This is a genomic window from Nocardia canadensis (assembly GCF_032656385.1).
Classification (GTDB): domain Bacteria; phylum Actinomycetota; class Actinomycetes; order Mycobacteriales; family Mycobacteriaceae; genus Nocardia; species Nocardia canadensis.
Window position 1 is genome coordinate 270,463 of the sequence record NZ_JAVCWB010000004.1, and the last position, 14,702, is coordinate 285,164.

General features: G+C 68.9%; 13 protein-coding genes. 10 read left to right on the forward strand and 3 right to left on the reverse strand.

What is annotated here, in order from left to right; translation table 11 throughout:
• Window positions 1-14: 14 nt before the first annotated feature.
• From Q7X29_RS10060 to Q7X29_RS10080, 5 genes are all read left to right on the forward strand, one after another.
• Window positions 15-974, forward strand: a complete 960-nt coding sequence (locus Q7X29_RS10060; RefSeq protein WP_316573887.1) for a ComEA family DNA-binding protein — start codon at window positions 15-17, stop codon at window positions 972-974.
• Window positions 975-1,281: 307 nt separating this feature from the next.
• Window positions 1,282-4,056, forward strand: coding sequence for a ComEC/Rec2 family competence protein (locus Q7X29_RS10065; protein ID WP_316573888.1), 2,775 nt, complete (start codon window positions 1,282-1,284; stop codon window positions 4,054-4,056).
• Window positions 4,057-4,153: 97 nt separating this feature from the next.
• Window positions 4,154-5,125 carry a DNA polymerase III subunit delta gene (gene holA, locus Q7X29_RS10070; protein ID WP_218721364.1) on the forward strand — a complete coding sequence of 324 codons (972 nt, stop codon included), beginning with the start codon at window positions 4,154-4,156 and terminating at the stop codon, window positions 5,123-5,125.
• Between the two features lie 16 nt (window positions 5,126-5,141).
• Window positions 5,142-5,552 (forward strand): bleomycin resistance protein, encoded by a 411-nt coding sequence (locus Q7X29_RS10075; protein ID WP_316573889.1) that lies wholly within the window; start codon window positions 5,142-5,144, stop codon window positions 5,550-5,552.
• An 81-nt stretch (window positions 5,553-5,633) separates the two neighbouring features.
• Entirely contained in the window at window positions 5,634-6,926 is a 1,293-nt protein-coding gene (locus tag Q7X29_RS10080; RefSeq protein WP_316573890.1) for an LCP family protein, read from the forward strand.
• On the opposite strand, the gene Q7X29_RS10085 is transcribed toward Q7X29_RS10080, so the two are convergent.
• Window positions 6,927-7,169, reverse strand: coding sequence for a hypothetical protein (locus tag Q7X29_RS10085; protein WP_218721361.1), 243 nt, complete (start codon window positions 7,167-7,169; stop codon window positions 6,927-6,929). It lies immediately after the preceding gene.
• A 97-nt stretch (window positions 7,170-7,266) separates the two neighbouring features.
• A complete protein-coding gene (rpsT, locus tag Q7X29_RS10090) occupies window positions 7,267-7,527 on the reverse strand; it encodes a 30S ribosomal protein S20 (RefSeq protein WP_019045815.1) in 261 nt (86 codons plus the stop codon).
• Between the two features lie 396 nt (window positions 7,528-7,923).
• Between rpsT and Q7X29_RS10095 the strand changes: the two genes are divergently transcribed.
• The 4 genes from Q7X29_RS10095 to Q7X29_RS10110 all read left to right on the forward strand — a co-directional run bounded on the left by Q7X29_RS10095 (window position 7,924) and on the right by Q7X29_RS10110 (window position 12,126).
• Window positions 7,924-9,459, forward strand: coding sequence for a circularly permuted type 2 ATP-grasp protein (locus Q7X29_RS10095; protein ID WP_255588616.1), 1,536 nt, complete (start codon window positions 7,924-7,926; stop codon window positions 9,457-9,459).
• A gap of 5 nt (window positions 9,460-9,464) precedes the next feature.
• Window positions 9,465-10,442 carry an alpha-E domain-containing protein gene (locus tag Q7X29_RS10100; protein ID WP_218721360.1) on the forward strand — a complete coding sequence of 326 codons (978 nt, stop codon included), beginning with the start codon at window positions 9,465-9,467 and terminating at the stop codon, window positions 10,440-10,442.
• Entirely contained in the window at window positions 10,439-11,281 is an 843-nt protein-coding gene (locus tag Q7X29_RS10105; protein ID WP_218721359.1) for a transglutaminase family protein, read from the forward strand. Before Q7X29_RS10100 ends, Q7X29_RS10105 begins: the two co-directional genes overlap by 4 nt.
• Before the next feature lie 68 nt (window positions 11,282-11,349).
• A complete protein-coding gene (locus Q7X29_RS10110; RefSeq protein WP_218721358.1) occupies window positions 11,350-12,126 on the forward strand; it encodes an aquaporin in 777 nt (258 codons plus the stop codon).
• Between the two features lie 63 nt (window positions 12,127-12,189).
• On the opposite strand, the gene Q7X29_RS10115 is transcribed toward Q7X29_RS10110, so the two are convergent.
• Window positions 12,190-12,741, reverse strand: a complete 552-nt coding sequence (locus Q7X29_RS10115) for a type II toxin-antitoxin system PemK/MazF family toxin (protein ID WP_218721357.1) — start codon at window positions 12,739-12,741, stop codon at window positions 12,190-12,192.
• A 105-nt stretch (window positions 12,742-12,846) separates the two neighbouring features.
• On the opposite strand from Q7X29_RS10115, the gene lepA reads away from it, so the two are divergent.
• Entirely contained in the window at window positions 12,847-14,694 is a 1,848-nt protein-coding gene (lepA, locus tag Q7X29_RS10120) for a translation elongation factor 4 (RefSeq protein WP_218721356.1), read from the forward strand.
• The last annotated feature ends 8 nt before the right edge of the window (window positions 14,695-14,702 follow it).

Genomic DNA, 14,702 nt, shown 5'->3' on the forward strand with positions numbered 1-14,702 from the left:
GTAGCGTCGCTGCCATGTCACGACACGACGAACACGAGCGGGTACGGCAACGGCTGGGCGGGCTGGCGTTGCGCGACAAACCCGGGACCCGAGGGGCGCTGCGCGACGAGCCCGACACGGCACGCCCGCGCGGCGGCACCGGCACCGAAGGGCGGTGGGCCGAGGAGGATCTCCCTTCGACGGGGGAGGTGCGTTCGCCGGGCTGGCTCGACGACGGCGCCGACTCCGGTGGCCTGCGCCGGTTCGTCCCGGACCGGTTCCGGCAGACGCGGGTCGATCCCGGCCGCCGGGGTGCTGTGGTCTTGGGCCTGGTGGGTCTGGCAGCGGTGGTCTGCACCGGCGTGCTGGTCCTGCGCGATCAGCCGACGCCACAGGCGTTGCCACCGGTACCGGTCGTCCGCGCGGAGAGCGCGGGCGCCCCCGCGGAACCGAGCGCCGGCATGGCCGCGGTCGCCGGCACCATGCCGAGCCCGCCAGCGGAAGTCGTTGTCAGCGTGGTGGGTCTGGTCGAACGACCGGGCCTGCACCACCTGCCCGGTGGCGCCCGTGTCGCCGACGCCATCGAACGGGCAGGCGGTGCGACCGACGGTGCCGACCTCGCCGGGCTGAACCTGGCCCAGCGCCTCACCGACGGCGACCAGGTCGTCGTCGGCACGACTGGCCCACAATCGGGACCCCCACTCCTTGGCAGCGCGATGATCGGCGCCGCCGACCGCGCACCCACGACAGGACAGAACACCTCCGGCCCGCCGGCCCCGAATATTAACGCCCAGAACACCAGAGCGCGTATCAACCTGAACACCGCGACGGAAGCCGAACTGGACGCGCTCCCCGGCGTCGGCCCGGTCACCGCCCAAGCCATCCTCGCCTGGCGCACCACCAATGGCCGATTCACCGATATCGCCCAACTCGGCGAAGTCGACGGCATCGGCCCCGCCCGCCTGGCCCGCCTCCGTGATTTGGTGACGACATGACCGAATCGGTCCAGCCGTCCGGTGCGACCGGTGATGGTCCCTGCCAGGCGAAAGTCGCGGCCCGAATCGGTGCGGCACCGGCGGTCTCGGGCGAAGATACGGCCGGGGCGAGCGATGGTGCGGAGTACGGCGCCAACGAATCGCCCCTGCCCGCGAATCCCGCGGTGAGCGGCGGGTTCTCGACCTGCTGCGCGGACCGCGTCGAACACGCCCACAGCAGTATGGAATTCGGGTGTTTCGGGATGTCGTCGGTGCTCGGGCGGGGTGGGGTCTGTCCGGATTCGCCGGTGCGGTGCCCGGGACCGGAATGAGTACGGCGGCTCAGCAGGAGGCGGGAACGGAGGAGCCGGAACGGCAGGTGCTGGACATGCGCCTGGTACCGGCGGCGCTGGGATGTTGGGGCGCGACGATCGTGGCGGTGTCGCTGGGGTGGTTCGTCGGCCTGGTGCTGGCGGTCGGTGCGGTGGTCGTCGCAATCGGATTGTGGGTGGTGTTGCTGTGGGCGATCGCGCACGAGCGTGAACGATGGCGAGTCGTCGCGATCGCCGGGTTGGCGGTGATGCTGGTGACCGCCGGTTTCGGGGCCGCAGGCGCGTGGCGTGCGCACCATGTGCAGACACACCCGCTCCGGGAATCGTTCGGGCGGACGGTGACGGTGCTGGCAGTGGTCACCGACGATCCGAAACCGATGCGGGCGGGCGGGTTCGGTGGACAACGGCGGTGGATCGTCCGTGCGGAGCTGCATGAGTACGGAGGCGGTACGCCACCCCAGAGTGACGGGAAGCTCGGCTCGACGAGCGCGGGGGTCGGCGGGGTGCCGGGGTCTGCGAGCGCTGGGGCCGACGGAGTGTCCGGTTCTACGAGTACTCGGGCCGACGGAGACTTCGGTTCTACGACCAATCGAGCCGGCGGGGAACGCGGGTCGACCGCCACTCGGGTCGGCGGGGCGGTCGTCATCCTTGCGCCGGGGGAGGGCTGGGCGGACCTGTCTCCCGGCCAGGTGATCCGGTTTCGGGCGAAGGTCGCCGAACCGAACCGATCGGATCTGACAGTGGCCGCGCTGCACCCCGTCGCCGAGGCGGAACGTGTCGGGACACCCCCGTGGTGGCAGCGAATGGCCGGGGGCGTGCGGGCAGATCTGGCGACGGCCTCGGCCAGAGCGTTGTCACCCGCTGCGGCCGGATTGCTGCCCGCGCTCGTCGTCGGCGATACCGCCGCGCTATCCGACGAGGTCAGGGACAACTTCGAAATCGCAGGCCTGCAACATCTTTGCGTGGTGAGCGGAGCGAACTTCACCATCCTGCTCGCCGCGCTGCTCGGGTTGGCGAGATTGCTGACCGCGGGTCCGCGAACGAGTGCCGCTGCCGCCGCGGTGACGGTGGTGGTGTTCGTCGTTCTCGCGCGGCCCGACCCCAGCGTGCTGCGGGCCGCGGGCATGGGGTCGGTGACGGTACTCGCGTTGCTCACCGGCCGCCGCAAACAAGCGCTGCCCGCGCTGGGTGCCGCGGTGATCGGACTGCTCGTTGTGGCACCGCAGTTGGCGGTGAGCGCGGGGTTCGCGTTGTCGGTGCTCGCGACCGCCGGCCTGATCCTGCTCGCGCCGAGCTGGGCGGATTGGTTGCGGGCGCACGGGTGGTGGCGCGTACCCGCCGAGATCGTCGCGGTGTCGGCAGGGGCGTTCGTCGTCACCCTCCCGCTGATGGTCGCACTGTCGGGACGGGTGAGCGTGGTCGCGATCGTGGCGAATGCGCTTGTCGCGCCGGTGGTCGGGGTGATCACCGTGATCGGTGCGGTGGGTGCGGCCGTCGCCTGTCTCTGGGGTGAAGCGGCGGTGTGGGTGCTGTGGTGCGCGCGCCCACCGCTGTGGTGGCTGCTGGCGGTAGCCGACCGGACCGCCGCCGTGCCCGGTGCCACGATCTCGGTGCCGTCCGGCGTGACCGGGGGACTGGTCACAGCGGCGATCGTCGTCGTCCTCGTGGCAGCTCTGCGATGGTCGAAGGCTCGCCGATTGCTCGCCGTCGCCGCCTTGGGCGTCGCGATAGTGCTTGTCCCAGTGCGCCTATGGCAGCCGGGATGGCCGCCGACCGGCTGGGCACTGGCGATGTGCGATGTAGGCCAGGGCGATGGCCTCGCCCTCTCCGTCGCCCCCAACGCCGCGATCGTGATCGATACCGGCCCGGACCCCCGCCCGATCCGCCGCTGCCTCGACCGCCTGCGCATCACCCACATCCCCCTCCTGATCCTCACCCACCCACACGCCGACCACATCGACGGCCTGGCCGGCGCACTCCGCGGCCGCACCACCGCCGCCATAGCCACCGCACCCGGTGAACTTCTCTCCACCGGCGGCCCGCCCTCCACCAGTGGACACACCACTAGCGGCGCGCCCTCCACGAGCGGTGGGCATCCCGCTGGCGACGAGCAGTCTGCTGGGGCCGAGCACTCCCTCGGCGCCGAGAGCTCCACCAACCAGCGCGATCCGAACGGCGGACACTCGGCCGGGCTACCGTCCGTCTCTCGCCAGGATGTTGTGGCGCAGCAGAATTCGTCCAATCCGACCGACGGGATCGAGCGAGTCGTCGAGCTCGCCGAGGCCGCCGGGATCCCGCTGATGGAATTGCGCGCGGGGCAGGTACTGACGTTCGGGGCAGTCGAATTGACGGTGCTCGCGCCGGGGCGGGAAGCGTCGTCGCTGGACCTGGACGAAGCCAACGATCGGTCGCTGGTGTTGCGGGCGCGCACCGCCGTGGGCACGATTCTGTTCACCGGCGATATCGAAGCGACCGCGCAATCTCGGGTGTCGCGTGACAGCGACATCCGCGCCGACATTCTCAAGGTCCCACATCATGGGTCCCGCACCACCACACCGGAGTTCCTGCGCGCGGTCCACCCGCGCCTGGCCTTGATCAGCGCCGGGACGGACAACTCGTTCGGCCACCCGCACCCCACGATCATCACCGCGTTGGACACCCTCGGCGTCACGATCGCCCGGACCGATCACGACGGCGACGTGATCGTGTCGGGCACCGCCGTCGAACCGCGCACAACGACATCCCGTCGGCGGACTCCAGCCCCTCCGTGAACCGCCGGCAGCGGGCGGCCGGGAGACCCCGCGGCGCCCGACCACGTCGAACGACCGCGACCGGCTCGCTGTCGGTGCCCGAACGTAGGATCGCCTGGTGAGCGAACGCCCTGCCGCGGTACATCTGGTTCTCGGTGACGAGGAGCTGCTGGTCGAACGCGCCGTGGCGCAGGTGACCGGCCAGGTGCGGGCCGAGGCGCCCGATCCGGACTCGGTGCCGGTGGATCGGCTGCGCGCCGGTGACGCGAGTACCGCCGAACTGGCCGAGCTGTTGAGTCCGTCGCTGTTCGCCGAGGACCGGGTGATCGTGCTCGAGTCGGCCGCGGAGGCGGGCAAGGACGCGGTGGCGGTGATCACCGACGCGGCGGCCGACCCGCCGGCGGGCGTGGTGCTGATGGTGCTGCATTCGGGCGGCGGCCGCGCCAAAGCACTGGTGCCCGCGCTGCAGAAGCAGGGCGCGGTGGTGCACGAGTGCGCCAAGCTCACCAAGGCCGGCGAGCGGGCGGAGTTCGTGCGCGCGGAGTTCCGCGCTCTCGGGGTGCGGGTGGCGCCGGACGTGGTCCAGGTGCTGATCGAGTCCGTCGGCTCGGAGCTGCGTGAGCTGGCCGCGGCCTGCTCACAGCTGGTCGCCGACACCGGCGGCAAGGTCGATGTGAACGCGGTCCGCCGCTACTACTCCGGCCGCGCCGAGGTGACCGGGTTCGATGTCGCGGAGCTCGCCGTCGCGGGCGACCGCCCGGCGGCGATGGAGGCCCTGCGCTGGGCCACCGACCGCGGTGTCCCGCACGTGCTGCTGGCCGACGCCCTCGCCGATTCCGTGCACACCATCGCCCGCGTCGGCTCCGCGGGCCGGGGCGACCCGTTCAAACTCGCCCAGCAGCTCGGCATGCCCCCGTGGAAGGTCAAGAAGGCGCAGGCCCAGGCCCGTGGCTGGACCCCGGCCACCATCGGCACCGCCCTCCAGGTGGTCGCCACCCTCAACGCCGACGTCAAGGGTGGCGCCGCCGACGCCACCTACGCCGTGGAACACGCCCTTTCCCGCATCCTCGACCTGCGCGCCGCGGGCTGAGTCGACGGGCGACGACGTGGTGCGCCTGATCCCCGAGCTCATCTGTGCCGACCTCCGGGCCAGCCTCGAGTTCTACGGTCTACTCGGGTTCCGGATCCGCTACGAGCGCCCCGCGGAACGGTTCGCTTATCTCGAACGCGACGGTATCGACCTCATGCTCGAACAGCCGACGGACCACGAGCGGCTCTACCCGCACGCGCCGCTCGAATATCCGTACGGTCGCGGCATCAACTTCACCATCGACGTGGACGATGTCGTCGAGCTCCATGCGGTGATCACCGCGACCGGGCGGGAACTGTTCCTCCCGCTGGAGGACCGCTGGTACGCGCGGGCAACCGACGTCGTGGGCGTGCGCCAGTTCGCCGTGCAGGACCCGGACGGGTACCTTCTGCGGATTTCCCAGAACCTCGGTACGCGCAGTCGCTGAGCCGACACGCCTGGTCGCGGTGGAATCGGGACCGAATCGCGATGTCGGTCCGGCCTCACGGCTGGCACAGTTGATCATGACATGGACGAGCCGACTGTCAGCCGGACCGGGGAGCGCGGGAGCAGTCGACGCGCTCGTGGTTCGGCGGGCCGGTGGGCCAGGGCATTCGGGAAGGGGTTCGCCGCCGGGATGTCGGCGCTGGTGGTGGCTGTCACCGCGTACGGGTGGTCGACGGCAGGCAGTTTCGACGCCGGGTTCCTGCGCTCGCAGGCCATCGAGGACGACGCGCCGCACTCGCTCGGCGGGGATCTGAACATCCTGCTGATCGGGCTCGACACCCGGCGCGATCAGAACGGGAACGAGCTGCCGACGGAAATCCTGGATCAGCTGCACGCCGGCGACGGGGACGAGGGCGGCTACAACGCCAATACGCTGATCCTGGTGCATATTCCGGCCGCGCTGGACAAGATCGTCGCGGTGTCGATTCCGCGTGACGACTACGTGCCGGTCAGTGGCATCCCGGGCTACACCCACGCCAAGATCAAGGAGGCGTACGGGTTGAAGAAGGCCGCGGTGCAGGATCAGCTGATCGCACGCGGGGTCACCGATCAGCGCCGGCTCGAACAGGCGGGCAGGGAGGCGGGGCGGGCCTCGATCGTGCGGGCGGTGCGTGATCTGACCGGAGTGCCGATCGACCGGTTCGCCGAGATCACCCTCGCTGGTTTCTACGATCTCGCCGCCACGCTGGGCGGGGTGGAGGTGTGCCTGAACCATCCGGTGCAGGACCTCGAGTTCTCCGGCGCGAACTTCCCGGCCGGCCGCCAGCATCTCGATCCGGCCCAGGCGCTGGCCTTCGTGCGGCAGCGGCACGGGCTGGAGAACGGCGATCTGGACCGCACCCACCGCCAGCAAGCGTTTCTGACCTCGGTCGCCGGGCAGCTGCGTAGTGCGGGCACCCTGACCGACCCCGGCAAACTGTCGGCGTTGATGGAGGTGGCGCACCGCAATATCGTCCTGTCGGACGGCTGGAACATGACCGAGTTCGTGCGCACCCTCGGCAGCGCGAAAGACCCGCAGGTCGAATTCCGCACCCTGCCGATCCTGCGCTACGACGTGATCAACGGGCAGGACGTGAACATCGTGGACCGAGCGGCGATCCGCCGCGAGATCGCGGCCGCGTTCGGGATGCCGGCACCCGCGTCGACGACGACCCGGCGAACAACGGCGCGGACCGAACCGCCCGCCGCCTGGCCGGGCGAGACGTCCACCGGTGCCTGGCAGACCAGCGCGACCACGCCGGTGACGGACACCCCCGACGCGGGCAAGCCGGTCCGCAGCGACATCACCTCGGGGCGGATCCCCTGTGTGAACTGATCAGTCGCCGACGACGGCGAGCTCCTCGTCGTCCTCGAGATCCTCGTAGCGGCCTTCCCACTCCTCGTAGAGCGGGACCTCGTCCTCGCGGGTGACGATCCAGGCGGCCGCGAAGCCGCCGTCCTCGTCCGGGACCATCACATTCTCGATCTTGAGTCCGATGCCCAGGATCTCCGCGGCGCGGATCACCTCGGCCAGGTCGTCGCCTCGTACCACCGTCTGATTCGCGTACACCGTCAGCATGCGCGGAATGGTAGCCGACGACAAAAGCCGCCGTGGTCATCGAGGCCACGGCGGCTGCGTCTTGCGAAGTATTGCTGAGCGGGTGGACCCGCTCCGATCAGATCTTGTTCAGAGCCAGCGCGAGCGCGGACTTCTTGTTGGCCGCCTGGTTGGCGTGGATGACGCCCTTGGAAGCGGCCTTGTCGAGCTTGCGGCTCGCGAACTGCAGCTGCTCGGCAGCCTTTTCCTTGTCACCGCTGGCGGCAGCTTCACGGAAGTTGCGGATCGCGGTGCGCAGCGCGGACTTGACCGACTGGTTGCGCTTGCGCGCCGCCTCGTTGGTACGGATCCGCTTCATCTGGGACTTGATGTTGGCCACGCCTGTATCCTCTGGTTTCCTGTCGCTGGGTGGTATGTCTCGAAAGCTCGTCGGGCGCGCGCCCACGATGCAGCAGATGGTGCTGAACTACGGGTAACACCGCGCCGAAGATCGAGGTTACCAGCTCGGCACCGCCCGGCGAAATCGGGCTCCGATCGACCGGCCCCCGGCTCCGCTGATTTCATCCATTTCAGGTGATGCAAGAAATTTACCTGTGTCTCACACGACCCTGCTGCCGGGTGATGCACAGTTTTTCTCATGACCTCCACCACAGCGCCGGGTACGGCTCGATCTGCATCACCGGCGTTGGTGAGAACGAACGGGCATCCGGTGAACGCGCACGCCGGTTTGTTCGAGGGGTACGGCCCGGGCCGCTTCGCCGACGCGTTCGACGAGATGTTCGACGCGGCGGGACGAGTGCGGGCGCCGTATAAAGGCATTCACGCCGCGATGGCCGCCAACGACGTAGACGACCTGGCCAAACGCTCCGACGCGCTGGACCGGGCATTCATCGATCAGGGCATCACGTTCTCCCTGTCGGGGCAGGAACGGCCGTTCCCGCTGGATCTGGTGCCGCGGGTGATCGCCGCCGCCGAGTGGGCCAAGCTCGAGCGGGGCATCAAACAGCGGGTCACCGCGCTGGAGCTGTTCCTGGCCGACGTCTACGGCGAGCAGAACATCCTGCGCGATCAGGTGATCCCCAAGCGGCTGGTCACCTCGTGTGAGCACTTCCACCGCGAGGCCGCGGGCCTGGTCCCGCCGAACGGGGTGCGCATCCATGTCTCGGGCATCGACCTGGTACGCGACGAACGCGGCGACTTCCGGGTGCTCGAGGACAACCTGCGCTCGCCGTCGGGGGTGTCCTATGTGATGGAGAACCGGCGCACGATGGCCCGGGTCTTCCCCGACCTGTTCTCCTCGCACCGGGTGCGCGCGGTCGGCGACTATCCCACGCACCTACTCCGGGCGCTGCGGGCCTCCGCGGCGCCCAACGAGGCCGACCCGACCGTCGTCGTGCTCACCCCGGGTGTGCACAACTCCGCCTACTTCGAGCATTCGCTGCTGGCCAGGCAGATGGGCGTCGAGCTGGTCGAGGGGCGTGACCTGTTCTGCCGCGACAATGTCGTCTACATGCGCACGACCGCGGGCGAGCGCCAGGTCGACGTGATCTACCGGCGCATCGACGACACCTTCCTCGACCCCATGCACTTCCGCCCCGACTCGGTGCTCGGCGTGGCCGGCGTGCTCAACGCCGCCCGCGCGGGCAACGTGGTGATCTCCAGCGCGGTCGGCAACGGCGTCGGTGACGACAAACTCATCTACACCTATGTGCCCACGATCATCGAGTACTACCTCGGCGAGAAGCCGATCCTGCCCAACGTCGACACCTTCCGCTGCTGGCTCGACGACGAACGCGAGGAGGTGCTCGACCGGGTCGGCGAGCTCGTGGTGAAGCCGGTCGAGGGGTCCGGCGGCTACGGCATCGTCATCGGGCCCGACGCGTCCCCGCGCGAGCTGGAGGCGGTCAAGCGCAAGGTCAAGGCCGATCCGCGCGGCTGGATCGCCCAGCCGGTGGTGCAGCTGTCGACCGTGCCGACCAAGATCGGCAACGATCTCGCGCCCCGGCACGTCGACCTGCGCCCGTTCGCGGTGAACGACGGCGAGGACATCTGGGTGCTGCCCGGTGGGCTGACCAGGGTCGCGTTGCCGGAGGGCTCGCTGGTGGTCAACTCGAGCCAGGGCGGCGGCAGCAAGGACACCTGGGTGCTGGCCGGTCGCTCCGGCCTCGTCGACCGGGAACTGGCCGGTCCGGAACTGGTGAGCGATCCGCCGCAGGCAGACTCCTTCGAAATCGGTCGCGAACTCAGCGCGCCGCAGGCCAATCAGCAACAGCAGCAACAACAACAGACGCAGCGGCTGATCGGGGACTGACACACATGCTTGCTCGCAACGCCGAATCCCTCTACTGGATCGGCCGATATGTCGAGCGCGCCGACGACACCGCGCGCATCCTCGACGTCGCCGTGCATCAACTGCTCGAAGACGCCACCGTCGACGCCGACCGCACCTCCCGGGTCCTGCTCAAGGTGCTCGGCATCGAGCCGCCGGAGGGGCTGCGCCTGGACGTGTGGTCGGTGACCGACCTGGTCGCGTTCAGCCACGACCACGGCGTCTCGATCAGCGACTCCATCGGCAAGGCCCGCGAGAACGCCCGCGGCGCACGCGAAGTCACCTCCAGCGAGATGTGGGAGTGCCTCAATGCCACCTACAACGGGCTGGCGACGGCGGAGAAGGCGGCGCGCGGCCTCGGCCCGCACGAGTTCTTCTCCTACATCAAGGACCGCGCGGCGATGTTCACCGGACTGACCGACTCGACGCTCTCGCGCGACGACGGCTACCGTTTCCTGCTGCTCGGCCGCTCCATCGAACGCGTGGACATGATGGTGCGGCTGCTGCTCTCGCGCGCGGGCGACCGCACCTCCTCGCCGGCCTGGGTGACGGTGCTGCGCTCGGCGGGCGCCCACGACACCTATCTGCGCACCCACCGCGGCGCGCTCGACGCGGCCAGGGTCGCCGAGTTCATCCTCATCGACCGGCTCTTCCCGCGCTCGGTGTTCCACACGCTGCGCGTCGCCGAGGCCTGCCTGACCGAACTCGACCAGCGGCCCGGCAGTCGCGTCGGCGCGCGTCACGAGGCCCAGCGGGTGCTCGGCCGGGCGCGCAGCGAACTCGAATTCCTGCCGCCGGGGGTGCTGCTGGAGGACTTGCAGAGCAGACTGCTCGCGCTGCAGAAATCGTGCCGCGAGGTCAGCGAGGCCGTGTCACGCCAGTACTTCCACGCCGCCCCCTGGGTGGCGTGGACCGATGTGCGCAGCAGTTCCGACGGCCGCGTGCAGGTGGAGGGAGAACTGTGAGCTGGCGGATCAGGGTGGTGCACACCACCGGATATGTCTACGACGCGCCCGTGACGCGCTCGTTCAACGAGGCCAGGCTGACGCCGCGCGCCGACAGCAGGCAGAACGTGATCCTCAATCGCGTCGAAACCGTGCCGGCCACCAGGTCGTATCGCTACACCGACTACTGGGGCACCGCGGTCACCGCGTTCGACCTGCACGCACCGCACACCGAACTCGAGGTGACCGGGTCCTCGGTGGTGGAGACCGAGCCGTTCGCGGAACCGACCGAGGAACTGAGCTGGGACGACCTGCGCAGCGGTCCGATCGTCGACCGCTTCGACGAAATGCTCAGTCCCACCTCCTATGTGCCGCGCGATCGCAAGCTCGCGACGGTGGCCAGGCAGCTGTCCCGGGGCGAGGAACCGGCCAAGGCGGTGGTGCGCGCGGCCGAATGGGTGCACAAGGAGATGGACTACATCGCGGGCACCACCTCGGTGCACACCTCGGCGTTGCAGGCCTTCGCCGAGCGGCGCGGTGTCTGCCAGGACTACGCCCACCTGACCCTGGTGTTGCTGCGCAGCATGGGAATTCCCAGCCGGTACGTCTCCGGCTACCTGCATCCGAAGCCGGGCGCCGAGATCGGCGAGACCGTGGCAGGCCAGTCGCACGCCTGGGTGGAGGCCTGGACCGGGCAGTGGTGGGGCTACGACCCGACGAACAACCTCGCCGTCAACGAGCAGCACGTCTCGGTCGGGGTCGGGCGCGATTACGCCGATGTGCCTCCGCTGAAAGGTGTCTTCTCCGGCGGCGGCTCGACGGACCTCGAGGTCGTTGTAGAGGTGACCCGCCTCGCGTAATGTCCAGTTCGCTCGTGCGGAACCCCGCCTTGCCGCGGGGACAAGTCCTCTCGGAGAGGTGGTGGCAGATGTCTCCCACTGCACAGGAACTGGTCGAACCCGAAGTCGTCCCCGAAGTCAAGAAATGGGTGGCCGAGGGTCTGGGCACCTTCATACTCGTGATCGGTGGTGTGGGCACCGCGGTCCTGGCCGGTGAACGAGTAGGCGCGCTCGGTATCGCGCTCGCCTTCGGTCTGTCGCTGATGTTCCTCGTCTACGCGATCGGACCGATCTCGGGTTGTCACGTCAATCCCGCGGTCACCCTCGGTCAACTCCTGCTCGGCAGGCTGACGGCCGCGTCGGCCGCGGGCTATTGGATCGCCCAGCTGATCGGTGGATTCCTGGCCGGTCTCGTGCTGTTCGCGCTGGCCAAGAACCTGCCGTCCTACGATCGGGCGGTCGACGGGCTCGGCGCCAACGGCTGGGGCGCACACAGTCCGTCCGCGGTGACCGGGCCGCTGGGCGAGGTCGTGGTGCAGAACGGGTACGGGATGGCGGCGATGATCATCATCGAGGTGATGCTCACCGCGCTGCTGGTGTTCGTGGTCCTCGCCTCGACCGATCAGATCTCCGATGTGCCGCTGGCCGGTCTGTCCATCGGTGTCACCCTCGCGGTGATCCACCTGATCTCGATCCCGGTCGACGGCACCTCGGTCAACCCGGCGCGCAGTCTCGGCGTGGCGCCCTACCAGGACGGCGCGATGGGCCAGGTGTGGGCTTTCATCGTCTTCCCGCTGCTCGGCGGGGTTCTGGGCGCGCTGGTCTACGGCTTGATCTTCGGGCGATCCAGGGACGTCCTGAGCTAGCGCAGGACGCGCCGACGACGAAGCCCCGATTCGGAGTACCGGATCGGGGCTTCGCAGTCTCGCTCAGCTCCAGCGATATTCGGCGACGAGCCGATGCGCGACCAGGTCGAAGGTCTTGCGTTCCACGATCGCGCCCTCGCGGCGGATGCCGTCTTCCGGCACGTCCAGCACCCGATCCAGCCGGACCCAGCTGGGCCTGCCGTCGTGGTCCCACGGGCCCGAACCGATCCCGACCCAGTTGTGATCGTGCGCGCGGTCGGGCTTGGACGACAGCATCAGCCCGAGCAGGGTCTTGCGGTCACGCCCGACGACCAGCACCGGGCGGTCCTTGCCGTTGGTGGGGTCCTCCTCGTAGGGCACCCAGGTCCACACGATCTCGCCCGGGTCGGCGCGTCCGTCGAGCTGCGGGCAGTAGACGATCTGCCGGGCGCGGTGGGCGGTGGGCACCGGCGTCGACGCGGTCGGGCGCACCGCGACGGTGGGTTCCGGCTTGGCCGCCAGCGCCCCCACCAGCTTCTCGAGCAGCCGTGGACCCTGCTTGCGCACGATCTTCGGTCCCTGCTCCTTGGCGATGACGCCGAGTTGCTTACCGAGAGTGTTCCAACTGCTGGCCATCCCTGAAATATAACGGTGACGCACGCTTCGGTGCACCGGTGACAAGGCGGCGATTCGACGCATGGGACGATAGACGCAGTTCGCCGATACCCCTCGAGGAGTGGAGTGGCTTCCAGTTTTGCCGATACGACGTTCACCGATCCGTCCCGGATCCGGAACTTCTGCATCATCGCGCACATCGATCACGGCAAGTCGACCCTGGCCGATCGGATGCTGCAGCTGACCGGTGTGGTCGAGGAACGGGCCATGCGCGCCCAGTACCTGGATCGGATGGACATCGAGCGCGAGCGCGGCATCACGATCAAGGCGCAGAACGTGCGCCTGCCGTGGACTGTCGACGGCCAGGACTACGTCCTGCACATGATCGACACCCCGGGCCACGTCGACTTCACCTACGAGGTCTCGCGCGCGCTCGAGGCCTGTGAGGGCGCGATCCTGCTGGTCGACGCCGCCCAGGGCATCGAGGCGCAGACGCTGGCGAATCTGTACCTGGCGATGGAACGCGATCTGGTGATCATCCCGGTGCTGAACAAGATCGACCTGCCCGCCGCCGACCCGGACCGCTACGCCGCCGAGATCGCCCACATCGTCGGTTGCGAGGCCGACGACGTGCTGCGGGTGTCGGGCAAGACCGGCGTGGGTGTGGGTGAGCTGCTGGACAAGGTGATCGCCGAGGTGCCGCCGCCGGTCGGTGACGCCGATGCCCCGGCTCGCGCGCTGATCTTCGACTCGGTCTACGACACCTACCGTGGCGTGGTCACCTACGTCCGGGTGGTCGACGGCAAGCTGACCCCGCGCCAGAAGATCAAGATGATGTCCACCGGCGCGCAGCACGAGCTGCTCGAGATCGGCATCGTCTCGCCCGAACCGAAGCCCACCCAGGGACTCGGCGTCGGCGAGGTGGGATACCTGATCACCGGTGTGAAGGATGTGCGTCAGTCCAAGGTCGGTGATACCGTCACCTCCGCGCGCGACGGCGCCACCTCGGCGCTGGCCGGCTACCAGGAACCGCGCCCGATGGTCTACTCGGGCCTGTACCCGGTCGACGGCTCCGACTACCCGGATCTGCGTGACGCGCTGGACAAGCTGCAGCTCAACGACGCGGCGCTGACCTACGTGCCGGAGACCTCGGTGGCGCTGGGCTTCGGTTTCCGCTGCGGCTTCCTCGGCCTGCTGCACATGGAGATCACCCGCGAGCGGTTGCAACGCGAGTTCGGCCTCGACCTCATCTCGACCGCGCCCAACGTGATCTACCGGGTCGTCATGGAAGACGGCACCGAGCACATCGTCACCAACCCGTCGTACTGGCCCGAGGGCAAGGTGCGCCAGACCTTCGAGCCGGTCACCAAGTGCACCGTGATCGCGCCGAGCGAGTTCGTCGGCACCATCATGGAGCTGTGCCAGAGCCGTCGCGGTGAGCTGCTCGGCATGGACTACCTGTCGGAGACGCGCGTGGAGATGCGCTACACGCTGCCGATGGCCGAGATCATCTTCGACTTCTTCGACTCGCTGAAGTCGCGCACGCGCGGTTACGCCTCGCTCGATTACGAGGAGGCGGGCGAGCAGTCGTCGGCGCTGGTGAAGGTCGACATCCTGCTCCAGGGCGAGGCTGTCGACGCGTTCAGTGCCATCGTGCACAAGGACGCCGCCCAGGCCTACGGCAACAAGATGACCTCCAAGCTGCGCGAACTCATCCCGCGTCAGCAGTTCGAGGTGCCGATCCAGGCCGCGATCGGCTCGAAGATCATCGCGCGCGAGAACATCAGGGCGATCCGCAAGGACGTGCTCGCCAAGTGCTACGGCGGTGACATCAGCCGCAAGCGCAAGCTGCTCGAGAAGCAGAAGGAAGGCAAGAAGCGGATGAAGACCATCGGCCGGGTCGACGTGCCGCAGGAAGCCTTCGTGGCCGCGCTGTCCTCGGACGCTGCCTCGGACAAGCCCAAGGGCAAATAGTTCCCACC

Excerpts from the sequence above, each read along its gene's own strand:
- Q7X29_RS10080 (WP_316573890.1), top strand. The coding sequence starts at position 5,634 with ATGGACGAGCCGACTGTCAGCCGGACCGGGGAGCGCGGGAGCAGTCGA.
- Q7X29_RS10065 (WP_316573888.1), top strand. The coding sequence starts at position 1,282 with ATGAGTACGGCGGCTCAGCAGGAGGCGGGAACGGAGGAGCCGGAACGG.
- Q7X29_RS10060 (WP_316573887.1), top strand. The coding sequence starts at position 15 with ATGTCACGACACGACGAACACGAGCGGGTACGGCAACGGCTGGGCGGG.
- Q7X29_RS10100 (WP_218721360.1), top strand. The coding sequence starts at position 9,465 with ATGCTTGCTCGCAACGCCGAATCCCTCTACTGGATCGGCCGATATGTC.
- Q7X29_RS10095 (WP_255588616.1), top strand. The coding sequence starts at position 7,924 with ATGTTCGACGCGGCGGGACGAGTGCGGGCGCCGTATAAAGGCATTCAC.
- Q7X29_RS10110 (WP_218721358.1), top strand. The coding sequence starts at position 11,350 with ATGTCTCCCACTGCACAGGAACTGGTCGAACCCGAAGTCGTCCCCGAA.
- Q7X29_RS10115 (WP_218721357.1), bottom strand. The coding sequence starts at position 12,741 with ATGGCCAGCAGTTGGAACACTCTCGGTAAGCAACTCGGCGTCATCGCC.
- Q7X29_RS10085 (WP_218721361.1), bottom strand. The coding sequence starts at position 7,169 with ATGCTGACGGTGTACGCGAATCAGACGGTGGTACGAGGCGACGACCTG.